This is a genomic window from Bifidobacterium sp. CP2, from assembly GCF_018555635.1.
GTDB classification, from domain to species: Bacteria; Actinomycetota; Actinomycetes; order Actinomycetales; family Bifidobacteriaceae; genus Bifidobacterium; species Bifidobacterium saguinibicoloris.
The window spans coordinates 30,972-51,556 of the sequence record NZ_JAFEJX010000001.1 but is presented as its reverse complement, the minus strand read 5'-3'; the positions used below and the strand labels follow the sequence as shown (position 1 = coordinate 51,556).

The following is a 20,585-nucleotide window of genomic DNA, read 5'->3' as shown; positions in this document are numbered from 1 at the left end:
ATGGTTTACATCCTGCCTCCGCGCGTCCGGGCTTCTATCCGGATCGCCGGTGGTGGCGGGGACGGCCGGCCTGCTTCCCTCGGAGCCGGAAACCCCTTCAATAGGGGGTATGTTCCTTCGCAGGCGGAGTGGTTTCACATGGCGGCATGGTCGGGGTCGTCGTGGTGGTTTCACGTGGCGGCATGGTCGGGTCCGTTGTGGTTGGTTTTGCGGTCGGTCTGGTGTCCTATCGGACACCGGGTTGTCATGAGCCGTGAGAACGCTGCGTCTTGTGCTTCTTGAACGTGCGGGGAACGCGGCATCGCATAGGCGCATATGGGGAAGGTGATGACGGTGTCTTGACGTGACGAAGTGGTCGGGGGGCTGGACGGAACGGTTGGGCCGGACCAGACGGGACGGGCTGGACGGGACGCGGGTGGTGCGCTCCTGCGGCTAAGCTAGGAAACCATGACCGACGGGAAGGAATACGATGACATGGACCGCGACGAGGCGAGGGACGACGCGAGGTACGACATGATGGACGATGCGAACGACGGTGCGGCGGTCGACGATGCCGCCCGTGACACGACACGTGACGATGCGAACGCCACGGCCCGATACGGGTCGCTGGGACGGCTCGCCCCGGAATGGGACGGTGACGAACGGGAGCGCAACCTCACGGCCGACGACATCTACGAACGTTTCTTCGGCTGGGTGACGGACGTCAAGGGCATCGAACCATGGCCCCATCAGGAGGAGGCCATCATGGACATCCTCGCCGGCGACCACGTGATCCTCAACACGCCCACCGGCTCCGGCAAGTCGCTGGTCGCGCTCGGCATGCATTTCGCCGCCCTGTGCACCGGACGCCGCTCCTACTACACGGCCCCCATCAAGGCGCTCGTCTCCGAGAAGTTCTTCGACCTCGTGGAGGTGTTCGGCCGCGACAACGTCGGCATGATCACCGGCGACAGCCACATCAACGCGGACGCCCCCATCATCTGCTGCACCGCGGAGATCCTCGCCAACCAGGCGCTGCGCGAAGGCGAGCACGCGGACATCGGACTCGTCGCCATGGACGAGTTCCACTACTACGGCGACCCGGAACGCGGCTGGGCGTGGCAGGTGCCGCTCCTCACCCTCCCGCAGACCCAGTTCCTGCTCATGAGCGCCACGCTCGGCAACGTCGACGCCATCGCCGACAAACTCGCCGACCTCAACGACACGCCCGACGTGGACGTGATCGCCGACGCACCCCGTCCCGTGCCCCTGAGCTACGAGTACACGCTCGACCCGCTGGAGAAGACCGTCGAACTCGCGTTCAGGAACGGCGAGACCCCCATCTACGTCGTCCACTTCTCCCAGGATGCCGCCCTCGAGACCGCGCAGGCGCTCGCCTCCACCGGCGTCTCCTCCAAGGAGCAGCGCACCGCCATCGCCGAGGCCATCAAGGGCGTGAAATTCACCACCGCGTTCGGCAAGATCCTCCAGCGGCTCCTCAGAACCGGCGTCGGCATCCACCATGCCGGCATGCTGCCGCGCTACCGTCGACTCGTCGAACAGCTCGCCCAGCAGGGGCTGCTCCCGGTCATCTGCGGCACCGACACGCTCGGCGTCGGCATCAACGTGCCCATCCACTCCGTCGTGCTCACCGCCCTGACCAAGTTCGATGGCACCAAGATGCGCCGCCTCAAGGCCCGTGAATTCCATCAGATCGCCGGCCGCGCCGGCCGCATGGGCTTCGACACCGAAGGTCTCGTCATCGCCGAGGCGCCGGAATACGAGATCGAGAACCAGAAGGCCATCGCCAAGGCCGGGGGAGACCCGAAGAAGCTCAAGAAGGTCAAGCGCAAGAAGGCGCCCGAAGGCTTCGTCACGTGGAACCAGAACACGTTCGACAAGCTCATCGACGCCGCTCCCGAGACGCTCGTGCCGCACCTCAAGATCACCCACTCCATGGTGCTCAACGAGGTCGAGCAGGGCGGCGACGCCCGCGCCCGCATCGACGACCTCATCGACGATTCCGCACAGACCCCCGATCAGAAGGAGAAGCTCCACCAGCGCGCCGACGAGATCTTCCAGACCCTGTTCGACACCGACGTCATCGAGGTCCTCGAAGGCCGCGACGGCGGCAGGGACTATGTGATGACGCTCGACGTGCCCGACGACTTCGCGCTCGACCAGCCGCTCTCGCCGTTCCTGCTCGCCGCGCTGGAACTGCTCGACCCCGAAGCCGACACGCACGCGCTCGACGTGATCTCCATGGTCGAGGCGACGCTCGACGACCCCAAGCAGGTGCTGCGCGCCCAGGAGCGCGCCGCCCGGGACAAGGCCATGGCCGACATGAAGGCCGACGGCCTCGACTATGACGAGCGCATGGACCGCCTCCAGGAGATCACCTACCCGAAACCGTTGGAGGACATGCTCGACGCGGCGTTCGACCAGTACCGCCACGACGTGCCATGGGCCAACGACTACTGGCTGAGCCCCAAGTCGGTCGTGCGCGACATGGTCGAGACCGCCTCCGACTTCACCGGCTACATCGACCGCTACAACATCGCCCGCTCCGAAGGCACGCTGCTGCGCTACCTGTCCGACGCGTACCGGGCGCTCGCCCGCACCGTGCCGCCGGAGAAGCGCGACGAACAGCTGGACGACATCATCGCCTGGCTGCGCGTGCTCGTGCGCTCCATCGACTCCTCGCTCGTCGACGAATGGGAGAACGCGGGTGCAGACGGCTCCACGGACGCCTCCGAGGCGGCCGCCTCGCTCGCCGCGCCGGGTGCGAGGAACGCGGTGGTCGAGGACCGTCGCGGCCTCACCGTGCTCGTGCGCAACGCCCTGTTCCGCCGCGTGCAGCTCATGGACCTCGACGATCCGGACGCGCTCGGTGCGCTCGACAAGGACTGGGGCTACGGCGTCCACGAATGGGAGGACGCGCTCGACGACTACTACGACGAGCACGAATACGTGAACACCGACGCGAAGGCCCGCTCCGCCGAGCTGTTCATGCTCGACGACGCCCACGAGAGGGACGAGCACACGTGGAAGGTGCGTCAGATCATCGACGACTCCGACGGCGACCATGACTGGGCCATCGAAGGCGTCGTCGACCTCGACGCCACGCAGGAGAGCGGCGAGGTCGTGTTCCTCGACTACGCCGTCGGCGACGGCGACTGACCGGTGACGACGGCGTGCGGCCGCAACGCCCGGCCGCATGATAGAACGGATGTTCGAATCGTGGGGTAGGCTGGAGCCATGACCGACCATGACCTGTTCGCGGCGTCCGACGCCCCCGAGGACGTGACCCGTCCGCTCGCCGTGCGCATGCGCCCGCGCACGCTCGACGAGGTGATCGGACAGGGGCACGTGCTCGGCCCCGGCTCCCCGCTGCGCCGGCTCGCCAACCCGGCGAGCCGCGGCAGTCTCACCGCGCCCAGCTCCATCATCCTGTTCGGGCCTCCCGGCGTCGGCAAGACCACGCTCGCCACCATCGTGGCGCGCCAGTCCGGCCGTGTGTTCGAGGAGCTGTCCGCCGTGACCAGCGGCGTGAAGGACGTGCGCGCCGTGCTCGACCGGGCGCACGAACGCCTCGTCTCGGGTGGACAGGAGACCGTCCTGTTCATCGACGAGGTGCACCGTTTCTCCAAGTCGCAGCAGGACGCGCTCCTGCCGGCCGTGGAGAACCGGGACGTCACGTTCATCGGCGCCACCACCGAGAACCCGAGCTTCTCCGTCATCAAACCGCTCCTGTCCCGTTCCGTCGTCGTCAAACTCGAATCGTTGGAGCCCGGGCAGCTCACCGAACTGGTCGAACGGGCCCTCGCCTCCGCGCACGGGCTCAAAGGCGAGGTGAAGGCCACCGACGAGGCCGTCGCCGAAATCGTGCGGATGGCCGGCGGCGACGCGCGCAAGTCGCTCACCATCCTCGAGGCGGCCGCGGGCGCCGTCACCGGCGACAAGGCGCGCGAGAAGGGCAAACGCCGCCCGATCATCACGCCGGACGTCGTCTCCACCGTCATGGACGTGGCCACCGTGCGCTACGACAAGGACGGCGACGACCACTACGACGTGATCTCCGCGTTCATCAAATCGATGCGCGGGTCCGATCCGGACGCGACGGTCCACTATCTCGCGCGCATGATCCGCGCCGGCGAGGACCCGCGGTTCATCGCCCGGCGCATCATGATCGCCGCCGCCGAGGAGGTCGGCATGGCCGCCCCGCAGATCCTGCAGGTCACCGTCGCCGCCGCGCAGGCCGTCGCGCTCGTCGGCATGCCCGAGGCGCGACTCATCCTCGCCGAGGCGGCCATCGCCGTCGCGACGGCCCCGAAATCGAACGCCAGCTACATGGCCATCAACGAGGCGCTCGCGGACGTCGACGCCGGCCATATCGGCGCCGTGCCCCTGTACCTTCGGAACGCGCCCACCAAGCTCATGAAGGAGTGGGGCAACCATGAGGGCTACAGGTACGCGCACGACTGGCCGGGTGCCGTGGCCCCGCAGGAGTATCTGCCCGAGGAGCTGCGCGGACGGGAATACTACCATCCCAACAACCGCGGCTATGAGCGCGAAGTGGGGGAGCGGATGGCGCGCATCCGGCCCATCCTGCACGGCGGTGACGGTCGCGGTGACGGATGACCGCCATGCCGTCGTTGTCCGGTGTGATTGACTAAGGTATGCGGTGGTCCAGGGCGGATGCGGATGGCCGGAACCGGTTGCGATCCGTTGAGACAAGACGCCCGACGGTTGGCAAACCACATTCCGAAGGCGCATGGCCGCGTGTGGTCGCCGTCATGCGCCCTGCATTGAACAAGAAATGGAAGGTCGCATGGAATCGTCCATGGCTCACTTCGACACCGATCGCGCCGGCAAGCCGCAGCAAGGGCGGGAATCGCGGCATGACAACGGTAACGGCGAACGCGTCCCGCTGCATCTCATCGGCTCGATCGTCGCCGTCGGATCGCTCGCGTTCGTCGGCATCCTCACCGAAACCGTCATGACCGTGCTGTTCCCGCAGCTCATGCGTGAATTCCACGTGGACACGGCCACCGTGCAATGGATCACCACGATCTACCTGCTCGTCGTCGCGGCGACCATGCCGCTCTCGTCGTTCCTCAACCGGCGGTTCCGACTGCGCGCGTTGTTCGTCGCCGCCGTGGCGCTGGCCGTGCTCGGCTCGCTGCTGATGATCGTCGGCCACGCGTTCCCGCTGATCCTGGTCGCGCGCGTGATCCAGGGCGTCGGCTCAGGCGTCGCCACACCGCTGATGATGAACATCATCCTCCAGCAGTCGCCGCGCTCCAAGGTCGGCCGTCTCATGGGCGTGGGCTCCCTGGTGATCACCGTGGCGCCGGCCATCGGGCCGACCGTCGGCGGCGCGATCGCCAGCGTGCTGCCGTGGCGTGCGATCTTCGTCATCGTCATCCCGATCGTGCTGTTCGTCTCCCTGCCGGTCGGTCTGAAATGCATCCGTCAGACCCGCCCCACCGAGGAGGCGCAGCTCAACCCGTTGCAGTTCGTCGCCATCGTGCTCGCCCTGTGCGGGCTGATCTTCGCGCTCAACCAGGCCGGCGTGGCGGTCGGCGAGGCCGTGTCCGGCGGTTCGGGCGCGGTGCGCTCCGGAATCCTGGCGGTGGCGAGCCTGATCGTCGGCGTCGGATCGCTGCTGTTCTTCGTCTGGTCGTCGAAGCGTTCGTTCTCCCCGCTGATCCGTCTGGGCTGGCTGCGTGACCCGGTGGTGCGGCTTCATCTGCTGCCGTACCTGCTCATGCCGATCATCGGCATCGGCTTCGGGTACGTGGTCACCAACGTGGCGCAGCTGTCGCTCGGCACGACGGCGTTCACGGCCGGCGCGCTCGTGCTGCCGGGCGCGCTGATCGGCGCGTTCTTCGCCCCTGTGGGCGGCATGCTGTACGACCGGTTCGGCGCGCCCCGTCCGGTGCTCGCCGCGATCGGCACGGCCACGCTCGGCCCCATCCTGCTGCTCGTCTTCTCGATGCATCTGACGCCGGCGCTGCTGTCCGGCTTCTATTTCATCTTCGGCCTGTGCTATTCGCTCGGCTATTCGAACATCATGGCCAGCGCGTTGGGCGGCATCGACCATGAGTTCACGCCGGACGGCAACGCCGTGTTCCAGACCTCGCTGCAGTTCGGCGGCGCCGTGGGCACCGCCCTGTTCTCCACGATCCTCGGCGTGGCGCAGGCCGGCGCCGGCGAGGAGGGGACGGCTACGTTCCGCCACGCCACCGCGGTGGGCGGCGCGTGGGTGTTCGCCGTGATGATCGTGATCTGCGTGGTCTCGATCGTCTCGCTCGTGGCCGCGTTCCGCATCCGCGCGGCGCGCGCGGGACGGTAGATGGTCCGACGTCGCGGTCGCTCTGTCCGGTGCATCCGTCGCGTTCTCCGCGCCGCACCTGATGCCGCGGGGATGCGCGCCGATACGATGAAGCCCCGCACGGACCGTCCGGTCCGTGCGGGGCTTCATCGTGGCTTCGATGTCGTCGCCCGTCAATCCTGCAGTTCGTAGCCGTTGGCGTCCTTGTGCATGGGGGTGCCGGGCTTGCTGCACAGGATCATGATGCCTTCGACCAGTCCCCAGATGGAGGCGGCCAGCGGGCCGATGAGGATGATCCAGCCGATGAGGGTGAGCAGCAGCTGGGCGACGGCCTTGCCGGTGTAGCCCAGATAGAAGTTGTGCACGCCGAGCGAGCCGAGGAAGATGCCGAGCAGGCCGGCGACCATCTTGGATTTGGTACCGACGGCCGTCTGGCTGTATCCCGCGGCGGCGTAACCCGGGGCCGCGGGGGCACCGTACGCGCCCGCCGGGGCCCCGTAGGCGGGCGCTCCGTACGCGCCGCCCGCCGGCTGGGCCGGGGCGCCGTACTGCGGCTGGGCTCCGTAGGCTCCCGTGGCGGGTGCGCCGTAGGCGGGGTTCTGCGCGCCGTACTGCGGCTGGGCGCCGTACGCGCCGCCCGCCGGCTGGGCCGGGGCGCCGTACTGCGGTTGGGCGGGGGTTCCGTATGCGCCGGGCTGCGCGCCGTATGCGGGGGCCGTGTATGTAGGCCGGGGTCGGTTGCGTGGCGCCATAGGCGGGCGTCTCCGCGGGCGCGGCGGCGGGCTGCTGCGCGACGGGCGCGGCGGCGGGCTGTTGCGCGACGGGCGCGACGGTATCGGCGGCCGGTTCCGCGGCGGGAGCCTGTTCGACGTGTTCCGCGACGGCGTCACTGCCGTACGGTGCCTGCGCGGCGTTCGGATCGACGCCGGCGGGAGTAATCGTTGGTTCCGTCATGAGAATTCCCTTCTACTGTGAATGTACCCAACCCCATCATTGCACATTTCGGCCCGGAATGCACGATTCGCCCGTTCCGCATCCCGTCGGGACGGGGTGCGGAACGGGCGAATCCATATCGGCGGCCGTATCTGTCTGGAAACCGGCCGGGCATGCGCGGGCTACTCGCGCACGAGACGGATGTGCTCGACGTCCTTGCGCTTGGAGGCGCGGTACAAGGTGAACCGGTTGCCGATGGTCTGCACCACCTGCGCGCCGAGCTGGCCGGCCAGGTTCTCCGCGGCCTCCTTGGCGTCGAGACCGGAGCCGTCCTGGATGCTGAACTTGACGAGCTCGCGCTTCTCGAGGGTCTCGCTCGCCTGCTTGACGAGCGCGTCGGTGATGTCGTTCTTGCCGACGCTGATGAGCGGCTTGAGGCTGTTGGCCATGCCGCGCAGCTGACGGGTCTGCTTCTTGGTGAGTGTCGTCGCCATGGGGCGTCCGTTCCTTTCCTTGGGGGTGTGTTCGCGCGGCGTCTCGCGGCGCCGCGTCGTTCGTGTCCTTGTGCGTTCCTCCGTCCGTATTGTATCGGGACGGGGGTGATGCGTCATGCGGTGCGATGCGCCGAGGCGGTTCAGGCGAGTGCCTTTTTGATGCGGTTGAGGCTTGCGGGCTTCGGCGTGCCGAGCTCCTGGGCCCACAGGCTCACGTAGAACTCCTCGAGCATCCATCGGGCCGTGACCGCCTTGCCCATCATCCGTTCATGCGAGGGGCCCGCCGGTTCGGCCTTGGCCTTGGCCGTCGCCTTGTCGACGAGCTGCCTGGCCTCGTCGGCCTCCCATGCCCAGCGCACGTCGCGGTTCTTGTCCTGCTTCGCCTTGCCCAGGCGCATGAGGTCCGCGTGGAGGTAGCGTTCGATGGACTTCAGCGATGCCGGGGGAGCGGCGCCGATGAAGCCCGGGAACACGAGCGTGGCGATGTGTTCGCGGATCGACTGGAGCACGGAGAGCATCGGCAGGTCGGCTTTGCCGGAGACCGCCTTGTCGACCTCCGCATAGCGCTTGAGGATCGCGATCACGTCGTGCGCGACCGCGTACACCGTGTCCTCGTACACCTCGCGCACGTCGAGCACGGCGTTCGCCAACGCCTCGTCGTCCGGCAGCTTGTCCACATCGGGCAGGAGCCGTTTGACGGCGGCGAGCTGCAGGTCCTCGACGAGGTCCTTCGTGGACTTGTATGGGGCGGAGGCGAGCATCAGCGCCTCGGCGCCGAGCCAGCGCGACGAGACGCGGTCCGATGGCAGCCGCAGCGCGTCCAACGCGCCGCGCCAGAGCATCGAGGCGCGCGATTCGGTGGTCGCGCCCGCCTTGTGCAGCAGGTCGGCGCGCTGGACGAGCTTGCCCGCGTCGCCGGCCTGATCGGCCTGCTTGCGCACCATCTTCCTCGCCGAGGCCTTCGCCTCCTCGGCGAACCGCACCTGCAGGGCCTTGAGGTCCTTGGAGCGGCCGAACGTCTTGACCTGCGCCCTGCCGCGGCGTCCGGGCCTGCCGTGTCCGGCCGCGCGCTCCTCGACGACGAACGTCATCCTGAGGTACGGCTGGAGGCGTTCGACGAGCTCCGGGCCCAGCACCTCCGGGTGGATCTGCGCGCCCAGCACGGCGATGGCCGCCTGTGTGAACACGTGGGCCAGGTCCGGCCATGCGGCCGCGTCGTCCGGCGGCGTGTTCGGCCTGCGCATGTCGCCCGAGCCGGGCAGGTCCGGGTAGTGTTCGTCGATCCATGCGCGAATCTTCCGCGCGGCGTCCGGCGCGGGCACGAACTGCACGCGCAGCTGCTTGGGCAGCGCCTTGATCATCGCGAGGATCAGCTCGTCCAGCAGACCCGGCACGTTCCAGGTGAACTGGTCGGGCAGGATGCGCGAGAGCGCCTTCATCGGCACGTGCACGGTCACGCCGTCGTTCTCGTCCGAGGGGTCGTAGACGTAGCTGAGCCTGAGGTCGATGGGCTGGCCGTCCGTGCCGAGCGTATGCCAGTGGTCGGGATAGTCGTCGAGGCTCACCGCGTCGGCCGACTGGAGACGCTCGACCTTCGAGGGGTCGAAGTCCAGCAGTTTCGGGTTCTCGTCATGGACGTCCTTCCACCATTTCGCGAGGGCGGCCACGGATGTCACGTCGTTCGGGACGACGGCGTTGTAGAAGTCGAACAGGTCCTCGTCGGAGACGGTCTCGGCGATTTGGCGCGTGCGGTTCGCGTCGTCCGCGGCCTCCTCGAGAAGCTTCAGGTTCCGCGTGACGAAGTCGTCGTAGCTGAACCGTTGCTGGATGTCGCCCTCCACGAGCCCCTGGCGGATGAGGAAGTCGCGCGCCTCCGGCGGATTGATGCGCCCCCACTGCACGGTGCGGTCCTGCACGATCGGCAGGCCGTACAGGAGCACGCGCGCCGTGGCGACGGCCGATCCGCGCGAACCGGACCAGTGCGGTTCGGCGTACGTGGTGCGGGTGAGCGTGCCGGCCAACGGCTCGGCCCACGCCGGGTCGATGGCCGCCGAATAGCGGGCCCACAGACGCGATGTCTCCACCAGCTCGGTCGACATGACCCAGCTCGGCGTGGTCTTGGCGACCGCCGAGGCGGGGAACAGCGCGAAATGCGTGCCGCGCGCGCCCAGATAGTCGTTCTTCGACATCTTCTGCGCGCGTTTGAGGGCCTTCGCCCTCGCCGCGCCCTTGAGGTTCGCGTAGTCGGAGGCCTTCGGCTCGCGGATGACCTGCATGCCCATCATGGACAGCAGTCCGGCGAGCATCGACTTGTGGATGCCGTCCGCGTCCCACGCGCAGCACAGGGAGTGCGCCGCCTGCTGGTTGATGGGAAGCTGGCGGATCTCCAATCCGGCGCGCGTGGAGGGCAGCGGGTCGCCCACCTTGAACTTCATCTCGCGGCACATCTGCCTCAGCTGCGCGACGAGGTCCTTCCACTGGCGCATCCTGAGCCAGCTGAAGTACTCGGTCTTGCAGGTGCGGCGCAGCGCGTTGTTGCTCGGCTCGCCGTCCGCCTGGAACACGCGGTCCCAGATGTTCAGGGCCGTCAGGTAGTCGCTGGTCTGGTCGGCGTAGCGGTTGTGGATGCGGTCCGCCTCCTCGCGCTTGTCGTCCGGGCGTTCGCGCGGGTCCTGCAGGCTCAGGAATGCGACGACGACCAGGACCGCGGCCAGCGTGTTCGGCGACGCGGTCCGCGCCGCCTCGATGACCATGCGGCCGAGGCGCACGTCGATGGGGATGCGCGCGAGCTGCCGTCCGATGTGCGTGAGGGTCACCTCGCCGCGATGACGGGCCACGGCCTTGAGCTCGGTGAGCTCGTTGAAGCCGTCGGAGACGGCCTTCATGTCCGGCGGGTCGATGAAGCCGAAGTGCGTCACGTCCTCGGCGGTGCGGGCCACGCCCACGGAGAGCATGTGGAGGACCACCGCGCCCAGCGAGGTGCGGAGGATCTCCGGCTCGGTGAAGCGGGGGCGCGTCTCGTAGTCCTCGCGCGAGTACAGGCGGATCGCGATGCCGTCCGCCACGCGGCCGCATCGGCCGCTTCTCTGGTCGGCGCTCGCCTGGCTGATCGGTTCGATGGGAAGCCGCTGCACCTTCGCGGTCTTCGAATAGCGGGAGATGCGCGCGTTGCCCGGGTCCACCACGTAGCGGATGCCCGGCACGGTCAGCGACGTTTCGGCCACGTTCGTGGCGATGACGATGCGCTGGTGCGTATGCGATTCGAACACCTTGTGCTGGTCCGCGGCGGACAGGCGGGCGAACAGCGGCATGATCTCGATAGCGTCGGGCCGGCGCATGTCGTCGACGCGCGGGCCGTAATGGTGCCGCAGCGCCGCCTCGAACTCGTGGATGTCGCGTTCGCCCGAGGCGAACACGAGGATGTCGCGCGGGCCCCGTTCGTGCGAGGAGTGGATGACGAGCTCGGCGCAGGCGCGCGCCACGGCCGTCGGCATGTCGGTGATCGCGTCCTCCTCGTAGGACGCGTTGCGGTTGGATCCGCGGCCGCGCGGCCCGTCGGAGCCGTCGTCGGCGATCGCGTTCGCCAGCTCCTCGTAGCCGGCGTCGCCGGGGCGGGCGCCCGTCGCGAAGCCCGGCACCTCGCGCATGAGCGCGGGGGCGGTGCCGAGCGGCTCGTAGACGACCTGCACCGGATAGGTGCGGCCGGACACCTCGATGACCGGCACCTTCTCGTGCAGCGCGTCCTCGAAATGCCGCTGGAACTTCTCCGAATCGATGGTGGCGGAGGTGATGACGAGCTTCAGGTCTCGGCGCCTCGGCAGCAGCGCCGTCAGGTATCCGAGCAGGAAGTCGATGTTGAGGCTGCGTTCGTGCGCCTCGTCGATGATGATGGTGTCGTAGCGGCTCAGCTGCGGGTCGCGCTGGATCTGGGCGAGCAGGATGCCGTCCGTCACCACCCGTAGGCGGGTGTTTGGCGAGCTTTCGTCGGTGAACCGCACCTGATAGCCGATCTCGTCGCCGAGTTGCACGCCCATCTCGGAGGCGATGCGTTCGGCCACCGTGCGCGCCGCGATGCGCCGCGGCTGCGTGTGCACGATCTGCCGGCCGTGCGTGCCGCGGCCGATCTCGAGCAGGATCTTCGGCAGCTGCGTGGTCTTGCCCGAACCGGTCTGTCCGGAGACGATCACCACCTGCGAGGAACGGACGGCCCGCGCGATGTCGTCGCGCGCGGCGGAGACCGGCAGTTCGGACGGATATTCGAAACGCATTCCCTTGACTTCCCGCCCCTGTCCGTCATCCGGCGCCGGGGCTGTGGCGGGCCCTCCGCCCGCCTGGACATTACTGGTTATTTCGCAAAACCTCAATGATACGGAAGCCCTTGGAGCTTGCGTACTTGGAGACCTCGAACCCCTCGCCGAGCGCGTCCGCCAGCCAGGGGATGAGCGAATCGGAGCCGAGGTTCCGCTGGACCACCAGATAGGCCGCGCCGCCCGTCCTCAGGCGCGGCAGCCACGTCATGAGCAGCGTGTGCAGCGCCTCCTTGCCGATGCGGATCGGCGGGTTGGACCAGATCACGTCGAACGTCAGGTCCGCGGGCATCGCCTCGCATGCGCCGCCGGGCTGGTCGGCGAGCGGCGCGCCCTGCGCGTCGGTCGCGGTCACATGCACGTTCGCGGCGCCGTTGCGGCGCGTGTTCCCCGCGGTGAGCTCCAACGCCCGCTCGTTGACGTCCACCGCCCACACGTCCAGTCCGGGGGCCTCGAGCGCGAGCGCGAGGGCGATGGGCCCCCAGCCGCAGCCGATGTCGAGCGCCGTGCCCGTCTCCGGGGGTTCGGGTGCGTGACGGAGCAGCACCGACGTGCCTAGGTCCAGGCGCGATCCGGAGAACACGCCGTTGGACGTCTCCATGTCCGCGTCGTGCCCGCGCAGCGTGACGTGCAGCGTGCGGCGCACGTCCTTCGATGATGGTTCCGCGGAGAAATACTGTTCCGCCATGATGGGCCTCCCGCCGTTCGTCGTCCTTCGCCGTGCACGGCCGGGCGGCCATGTCACCTCAATGATGATAATAAGGAACGTCAATCGAACCGCGCACAGCGACGCACAGTGAGGAATGGGAGTGCCTTTGACCCGCAACGCCGAAACCATGGGGGAGTCCAGCGAAGGGATGACGTCGATGGACGGCGGCGTGCTCGCCGAATCGTCCGACGTCCTGCTCGACCAGGGCGACAGGGAGCGGAGCGTCGAGCGGCATGACGAGGCGTGGCAGGAGCGTGAGTCGCGCAACCAGTTGAAGCACGTCGCGGGTCTCGGTGAACTCAAGGACGTCACCGAGGTCGAATACCGCAAGGTGCGTCTCGAACGCGTCGTGCTCGTGGGCGTATGGTCCTCGGCCGTCACCACGCAGGCCAAGGCGGAGGAGTCGCTGCGCGAGCTCGCGGCGCTCGCCGAGACCGCCGGCGCCGAGGTGTGCGACGGCCTGCTCCAGCATCGCCTCAAGCCGGACGCCGCCACGTACGTGGGCTCCGGTAAGGCGCGCGAGATCGCCGACATCGTGGCCCGCGAGGAGGCGGACACCATCGTCGTCGACGACGACCTGCCGCCGAGCCAGCGTCGTGGACTGGAGGATGCGGCCAAGGTGAAGGTCGTCGACCGCACCGCCGTCATCCTCGACATCTTCGCCCAGCACGCCACCAGTCGTGAGGGCAAGGCGCAGGTGGAGCTGGCGCAGCTCGAGTACATGCTGCCGAGGCTGCGCGGCTGGGGCGGGTCCCTGTCCCGTCAGGCCGGCGGTCAGGCCGCGGGCCAGGCCGGCGGCATCGGCTCGCGCGGCCCGGGTGAGACGAAGATCGAGATGGACCGCCGCGTCATCCGTACGCGCATCGCCCGCCTCAAGCGCCAGATCCGCGAGATGGCGCCGGCACGCGAGGTCAAGCGCGGCTCGCGCCGCCGGTACGGCCTGCCCACCATCGCCGTCGTCGGCTACACGAACGCGGGCAAGTCGTCGCTCACCAACCGTCTCACCGGATCGGCGGAGCTCGTCGAGAACGCGCTGTTCGCCACGCTCGACACGGCCGTGCGCCGCGCCAAGGCGCACGACGGGCGTCTCTACGCGTACGTCGACACCGTCGGCTTCGTGCGCAGGCTGCCCACCCAGCTCGTCGAGGCGTTCAAATCCACGCTGGAGGAGGTGGCCGAGGCGGACGTCATCCTGCACGTCGTCGACGCCTCGCATCCGGACCCGTTCTCCCAGATCGACGCGGTCAACGAGGTGCTCGCCGACATCCGCGGCGCCGAGTCGATCCCGCGCATCCTCGCGTTCAACAAGACCGACCTGTGCGACGACGCCACGCTGCGGCGCCTCGCCGCGCTCGAACCGGACGCGCATCTCGTATCCGCCTACTCGGGCGAGGGCGTGGACGGGCTGCGCGGCGCCGTGGAGGCGCTGCTGCCGGTGCCGGGCGTGCATGTGGAGGCGCTGCTGCCGTACGCGGCCGGCTCGCTGCTGTCCCGTGTGCGCGAGTACGGGAACGTCGGCACGATCGAATGGCGCGACGACGGCGTGTGGCTGGTGGCCGACGTCGACGCCCGTCTCGCCGCGGCCGTCGTGGACGAGGCCATCGGCTGAGCATGGGGGCGGCGGACCGCTTCCCGCATCCGCCCGCGGATCGGGGTGTGAGGTTGGTCACACTTTGGCGACGCGGTGATTGTGAGCGATAACAACCCAATGGCCGCAATGGTTTAGGCGCTGCGCCCATGTTGCCGTGGTCAGGTTGTGGGAGTACATTGGTCACTGTTGGTTGAATGATGTCCCCGGCGAGGAACCGGGGCGTCCACTCGAAGAGAGGTTCATGAATCATGGCTGAAACCCTGGTTACCAAGCCCACGAAGCTTGCTGTCATCGGTGCCGGCGCCGTCGGCTCCACGCTGGCCTTCGCCGCCGCCCAGCGCGGCATCGCCCGTGAGATCGTGCTCGAGGACATCGCCAAGGAACGCGTCGAGGCCGAGGTGCTCGACATGCAGCACGGCTCCAGCTTCTACCCGACCGTCTCCATCGACGGCTCCGACGATCCCGAGATCTGCCGCGACGCCGACATGGTCGTCATCACCGCCGGTCCGCGCCAGAAGCCGGGCCAGTCCCGCCTCGAGCTCGTCGGCGCCACCGTCAAGATCCTCCAGGCCATCATCCCGAACCTGGTCAAGGTCGCCCCGAACGCCATCTACATGCTCATCACCAACCCGGTCGACATCGCCACCCACGTGGCCCAGAAGATCTCCGGCCTGCCCGAGCACCAGGTCTTCGGCTCCGGCACCAACCTCGACTCCGCCCGTCTGCGCTTCCTCATCGCCCAGCAGACCGGCGTCAACGTCAAGAACGTCCACGCCTACATCGCCGGCGAGCACGGCGACTCCGAGGTCCCGCTGTGGACCTCCGCCACCATCGGCGGCGTCCCCATGCTCGACTGGACCCCGCTGCCGGGCCACGAGCCGCTCGACGCCGACACCCGCGAGCAGATCCACCAGGACGTCAAGAACGCCGCCTACAAGATCATCAACGGCAAGGGCGCGACCAACTACGCCATCGGCATGTCCGGCGTCGACATCATCGAGGCCGTCCTCAAGGACTCCAACCGCATCCTGCCGGTGTCCTCCATGCTCAAGGACTTCCACGGCATCTCCGACGTGTGCATGTCCGTCCCGACCCTCATCAACCGTTCCGGCGTCAACACCGCCATCAACACCCCGGTCTCCGACAAGGAGCTCGCGGCCCTCAAGCGCTCCGCGGAGACGCTGAAGGAGACCGCCGCCCAGTTCGGCTTCTGATGAGACGGCGGCCGCGCCAGGCGCGCGGCATCCGTTCTATCGCATGACGGGATATGCGAAAGCCTCCGGCCCTCGGCCGGGGGCTTTCGCCGTTTCCGGCGCCTTCCCGGTTCAGCGCGCGTCGTCCGGGTGCATCTCGGCATCGGAGGGGGAGTGGTACCCCTCCGGCTCCAGCTGGAACGTGGTGTGCGGCACCGAGACGGGGAAATGCCCGCGCAGGCAGTCCTGCAGCCGCCGCAGCACCACGGCCGCCTGATCCAGCGTCATCCCGCGCTCCACCACCACATGCGCGGTGAGGATCGGCATGCCCGTCGAGACCGTGCTCGCGTGCAGGTCATGCACCGCCACCACGTGCGGCACCTGCTCCAGATGCGTGCGCACCAGGTCCAGGTCCAGCCCCTCCGGCGTCTCCTCCAGCAGCACGCGCACCGCGCCGTGCAGCAGCTTCGCCGCGCGTGGGATCATGAGCAGCGCGATCGCCGCGCCGGCCACCGCGTCGAACCGGTCCCAGCCGGTGCACAGCATCACCGCCGCGGACGTCACCACGGCCACCGAGCCCAACGCGTCGTTGAGCACCTCGAGGAACGCGGCGCGCATGTTCATGTTGTCGCCGCGCCGCGCCGCCAGGATCAGCATGGAGACCACGTTCGCCGCCAGGCCGAGCAGACCTACGAACAGCAGCAGCCGCACGTCCGAAATCTCGTCCGACGCCATGCCGAACAGACGCATCGCCGCCTCGTACAGCGCGTACACGCCCACCATGAACAGCATGACCGCGCCTCCGGTCGCCGTCAGCACCTCGAGGCGCGCCCACCCCCAGGTGCGCGTGCTGTTCGGACGCCGCCGCATCAGCGCCGCCGTCACCGTCGAGGCCGTCAGCACCGACATGTCCGTGAGCATATGGCCCGCGTCCACGAACAGGGCCAGCGAGCCGGTCAACGCGGCCGTCACCACCTCCACCAGGAACACGGTGGCGGTCACCGCCAGCGTGGCCGCGAGACGATGCTGATGCGCCGCCGCGTCGCCCGCCGCGCCGCCGTCCGTCCCGGTCTTCAGGGCCTTCCCGTCCTGTCCATGCACATGCGCCATCGGACCACACTCCTCCGCCGCCTCGCGCGGCCGTAGAACACGGGCGGACGGCGAGGCGGCGGACACGGCCCCACGAAATGAGACCGTTTCTCACTACCATTCCCGTTTCGCCCGGAAACGCGGGGAGCCCCGGCGTGATGCCGGGGCTCCCAAAGACAGTCGTCCAGTGTACACCGTCGCCGCACGGGGCGGAAGACGCATCTCAATCGGCGTCCACCGCGTCCAGCACGGGCACCTTGAGCGCACGGCGCGCGGGCGGCAGCGCGGCCACCACGCCCACCAGCACCGACGCGGCGAGGAACACGCCGAGCTGGTCCCACGGCACGGAGAGCCGCTCCAACCCGTTCGCCGCGTAGACGCGTTGGATGACGGCGCCGGCCGCCACGCCCATGACGACGCCCAGCAGCGTGCCCAGCACGGCGATGAGCGACGCCTCGATGGCGAGCATGCCGCGCACCTGCCCGCGCGACGTGCCGATCGCGCGCAGCAGGCCGATCTCCCTCGTACGCTCCGACACGCTCAACGCCAGCGTGTTCACGATGCCGAACACGGCGATGACGATCGACAGCGCGAGCAGTGCATACAGGATGATGAGGACCTGGTCGACCATCGAGCCCATCGACGATTTGAATTCGTTCCGGTCCTGCACGGTGATCACATAGAACGGCTTGACCGCTTTGACGAGGCGCTTCTTCACCGCGTCCGCGTCCGCGCCGCGCCGCATGTTGATGAACAGCATGATCGTGAACATCGTCGAATCGTCGGCGAGCTTCTCCGCCGCCTTGTCGTTCATCAGCACCATCGAGCGGTACACCGAGTTCTCGATGACCGCGCCGATCCGCATCCTCCGGTGCGTCGTCTCGGTCTTCGTCCTCACCAGCGTGGACGGGTCGACGTCCCGCGCCTCGTCCGCGACCCGCTGCGCCTCGTCCGCCTTGGCCTGCGCGCCCGCCGCGTCGCCGGCGGCCGCGAGGCGCCGCGCCTCCGTCTCGAGACCGGTCACCTTGTCCTGCACCTGCGTCTGATAGTCGGCCTGCGCCTTGGCGGTCGCCTCCTCGTCGACGACGACGCGTCTGCCGTTGACCCGCACCGTGTCGCCGACCTTCCAGCCGTTGTCCTTCGCCACCGTGAGGCCGACGACGAGCTCGCCGTCCTTCAGGGCGCGGTCCGCGTCGCCCGAGTTCTCGACCGGCGCGAACACCTTCGAGAACAGGGACGGCTGCTCGGCGAACGTCATCGCCTGCGCCGCGTCGTCGCCCGAACCGTAGGTGACGCCCAGCAGCATGCGGCTCCTCGAGACCGACGCCACGCCGCGCGTCTTGTCGATCGCCGCGACCGCGTCGTCCGGGATGCGGCCGGAGGACGCGGACATCGCCGTGAAATCGGATTTCAGGCCGGTGTCGACGATGCCGGCCACCGACGTCTTCGCCGACGAGGCGACCACGCCGAGGCAGCTCACGATGGCGACGCCGACGAACAGCGCCGCCGCCGTGTTCGCGGTGCGCCGCTTCTGACGGGCGAGGTTGCGTGCGGCAAGACGGCCCGTCACCGGGAACACATGCGACGGCAACCAGCCGAGTACGGTTCCGGACGGTCCCACCAGCGTCGGGGCGAGCACGATCACGCCGACCACGACGAGGCCTGCGCCCACGCCGAGCGGCCATCCGGCGCCGAGCCTGGCGGCGAGGTCGTCGAGGAACGCGACGTGCGTCGGCTCCCCGCCGTCGCCGGCCGCGGCGATCGCCAGACAGAATGCCCATGAGGCCGCGCCGAGCACGATCATCACGGCGCCGAGCACGCCGCGGGGCACCACGGACCGCTCCGGGTTCACGGTCTCGTTCATCGCCTGGATCGGCGGGGCCGTCGCCGCACGGCGGGCGGGCAGCGACGCCCCGGCGAGCGTCACCAGCACGCCGACGGCCACGCCGGCCAGCATGTCCGCCGCGCCCGGCGCCACGGCGCCGTCCATCGGCGTGCCCATCCGCGCGAGCCCGGCGACTATGGCCTTCACCATGCCCCAGCCGAGCCCGATGCCCGCCGCCGAACCGACGACGCCCAGCAGCAGCGCCTGGACAATCACCGTGGAGAACACCTGCGCGGGGGAGGCGCCCACCGAGCGCAGCAGCGCATAGCCGCGCATCGATTCGCGCACGATCATCGAGAACGTGTTCGCGATGATGAACGAGCCGACGAACAGCGCGATCACCGCGAAGATGAGGATGAGCGGCTGGATGAAGCCGAGCTGGTCCTTGATGGCCTGCGCGTACTCGTCGCGCAGCCGGTCGCCGGTGATCGCGGTCGCCTTGGAGCCCCTGGGCAGGGCGCGCCGCACGCGTGCGGCGAGTTCGCGCTGCTGCGCGTCCGTCAGCGGCGCGCCCCCATTGCCGGAGCCGTACACGCCGATGTACTGCGTGACGCCGGTCTCGCCGGTCTGTTCCTGCTGGAGCGACTTGGCGACCGAGGGCGCCAGACCGATGATGATCGCGCCCGCCTGCGAGGAGTCGGTGTCGAACACGCCGACGACCTTCACGTCCTTCGGGCCGGAGGGAGTGACGAGCTTCGTCACGTCGCCGACCTTGAGCCGTGCGGATTCGGCGGCGAACGCGTGCAGGGCGACCTCGCCCTCGTCCCGGGCCCAGCGGCCGTGCGTGAGATGCGCGGAGCGCCACGTGCCCTTCGCGAGTCCGATGCCCATCGTCGGCGAGCCCATCGTGGAGACCGCGTTGCCGTCCTTGGCGACGAGCACCAGCGAGCCGGACACCGCATACGTGACCTCCGCCTTGGCCACGCCGTCCACCTTCGCGACGTCGTCCACGAGCGAGACGTCGACGTCGTTGTAGGTCTTCAGGGAGGAGCCGGAGGACGACGTGCCGGAGGATGCGCCCGACGCGTCGTCCTTCCGTTCCGTCACGCCGCGCACGTACACGTCGTGGTCGGTGTTCGAGCCGAGCATGCGGTCGACCTGGTCGTTCATCATCGCGCGGAAGCAGAACGAGCCGATCACGAAGGACACGCCGAGCGCGATCGCGACGATCGACATCAGGAACCGTGGGAAGTGCGCGCGGGCGTCGCGCAGGCCGATGCGGATCATGCGTCGCGCCCCGTCCCGCGGGCGTCCGTCGCCGCGTCCTCGTCGCCTTCGCTGGCGAACACCTCGAGGATCTCCTCGTAGTCCGGATGCCTGAGGTCGCGGGTGATGCGCCCGTCGGCGAGCACGAGCACGCGGTCCGCGTAGCTGGCGGCGCGTGGGTCGTGCGTGACCATCACGATGGTCTGGCCGTAGTCGCGCACCGAATCCTTGAGGAAGCCGAGCACCTCCCGGCTGGAACGGGAGTCGAGGTTGCCGGTCGGTTCATCGGCGAAGATCACCGAAGGCCGCGCCATGATGGCGCGCGCGCACGCGACGCGCTGCTGCTGGCCGCCGGACAGCTGGCTCGGCCGGTGCGTGAGACGGGAGCGCAGTCCCGTCACGTCGACGACCCTGTCGAACCACGCGCGGTCGATCGGCCGCCTCGCGATCTGCAGCGGCAGGAGGATGTTCTCCTCCGCGGTGAGCGTGGGCACCAGGTTGAACGACTGGAAGATGAAGCCGATCCGCTCGCGCCGGAGCTTCGTCAGCTGCCGCTGGTTCATCGACGACACCTCGAGCCCCTCGACGACCACCCTGCCGGAGGTGGGACGGTCGAGGCCGGCCATCAGGTGCATGAGCGTGGATTTGCCCGAACCGGACGGGCCCATGATGGCGGTCATCTCGCCGCGATCGAACGCCACGTCCACATGGTCGAGCGCCGTGACGCGCGATTCGCCATCCCCGTACGTCTTCGTCAGGTCGACGGCGCGCGCCACGACGCCGTCATCCTCCCCGCCTTCGCGCGTGCGCGCCGTCTTGGCCGCCTTGGCCGAATGCCGTGCCATAATGCCTCTTCCCCGAT

The 20,585-nt window shown here is 68.8% G+C and carries 12 protein-coding genes; 5 read left to right on the top strand and 7 right to left on the bottom strand.

Annotation, left to right across the window (positions count from 1 at the left end):
• The first annotated feature begins 447 nt into the window (after positions 1–447).
• The 3 genes from JS531_RS00170 to JS531_RS00160 all read left to right on the top strand — a co-directional run bounded on the left by JS531_RS00170 (position 448) and on the right by JS531_RS00160 (position 6,337).
• Positions 448–3,159: a DEAD/DEAH box helicase gene (locus tag JS531_RS00170; protein ID WP_240541963.1), complete on the top strand. Its 2,712-nt coding sequence runs from the start codon at positions 448–450 to the stop codon at positions 3,157–3,159.
• A gap of 78 nt (positions 3,160–3,237) precedes the next feature.
• Positions 3,238–4,620: a replication-associated recombination protein A gene (locus JS531_RS00165; RefSeq protein WP_214311009.1), complete on the top strand. Its 1,383-nt coding sequence runs from the start codon at positions 3,238–3,240 to the stop codon at positions 4,618–4,620.
• Between the two features lie 202 nt (positions 4,621–4,822).
• Positions 4,823–6,337: an MFS transporter gene (locus JS531_RS00160; protein WP_214311008.1), complete on the top strand. Its 1,515-nt coding sequence runs from the start codon at positions 4,823–4,825 to the stop codon at positions 6,335–6,337.
• A gap of 152 nt (positions 6,338–6,489) precedes the next feature.
• Here JS531_RS00160 and JS531_RS00155 read toward each other — a convergent pair whose 3' ends face one another.
• From JS531_RS00155 to JS531_RS00140, 4 genes are all read right to left on the bottom strand, one after another.
• Complete coding sequence (locus tag JS531_RS00155) at positions 6,490–7,068, bottom strand: TM2 domain-containing protein (RefSeq protein ID WP_214311007.1); 579 nt, start codon at positions 7,066–7,068, stop codon at positions 6,490–6,492.
• A gap of 363 nt (positions 7,069–7,431) precedes the next feature.
• Entirely contained in the window at positions 7,432–7,743 is a 312-nt protein-coding gene (locus JS531_RS00150; protein WP_214311006.1) for a YhbY family RNA-binding protein, read from the bottom strand.
• Positions 7,744–7,883: 140 nt separating this feature from the next.
• Positions 7,884–12,011: a DUF3418 domain-containing protein gene (locus JS531_RS00145; RefSeq protein WP_214311005.1), complete on the bottom strand. Its 4,128-nt coding sequence runs from the start codon at positions 12,009–12,011 to the stop codon at positions 7,884–7,886.
• Positions 12,012–12,081: 70 nt separating this feature from the next.
• Positions 12,082–12,738, bottom strand: a complete 657-nt coding sequence (locus JS531_RS00140; protein ID WP_214311004.1) for a methyltransferase — start codon at positions 12,736–12,738, stop codon at positions 12,082–12,084.
• 148 nt (positions 12,739–12,886) lie between these two features.
• Here JS531_RS00140 and hflX point away from each other — a divergent pair, with 148 nt between their 5' ends.
• Both hflX and JS531_RS00130 read left to right on the top strand, forming a co-directional pair.
• Positions 12,887–14,368: a GTPase HflX gene (hflX, locus tag JS531_RS00135; protein ID WP_240541976.1), complete on the top strand. Its 1,482-nt coding sequence runs from the start codon at positions 12,887–12,889 to the stop codon at positions 14,366–14,368.
• 230 nt (positions 14,369–14,598) lie between these two features.
• Positions 14,599–15,564, top strand: a complete 966-nt coding sequence (locus tag JS531_RS00130; protein WP_214311003.1) for an L-lactate dehydrogenase — start codon at positions 14,599–14,601, stop codon at positions 15,562–15,564.
• 111 nt (positions 15,565–15,675) lie between these two features.
• On the opposite strand, the gene JS531_RS00125 is transcribed toward JS531_RS00130, so the two are convergent.
• The 3 genes from JS531_RS00125 to JS531_RS00115 form a co-directional block, all read right to left on the bottom strand.
• Positions 15,676–16,653 carry a cation diffusion facilitator family transporter gene (locus JS531_RS00125; protein ID WP_214311002.1) on the bottom strand — a complete coding sequence of 326 codons (978 nt, stop codon included), beginning with the start codon at positions 16,651–16,653 and terminating at the stop codon, positions 15,676–15,678.
• Between the two features lie 202 nt (positions 16,654–16,855).
• On the bottom strand, positions 16,856–19,744 hold the full coding sequence (locus tag JS531_RS00120) for an ABC transporter permease (protein WP_214311001.1): 2,889 nt from the start codon (positions 19,742–19,744) through the stop codon (positions 16,856–16,858).
• Positions 19,741–20,568, bottom strand: a complete 828-nt coding sequence (locus tag JS531_RS00115; protein WP_214311000.1) for an ABC transporter ATP-binding protein — start codon at positions 20,566–20,568, stop codon at positions 19,741–19,743. The genes JS531_RS00120 and JS531_RS00115 overlap by 4 nt, the downstream gene beginning before the upstream one ends.
• Positions 20,569–20,585: the final 17 nt, after the last annotated feature.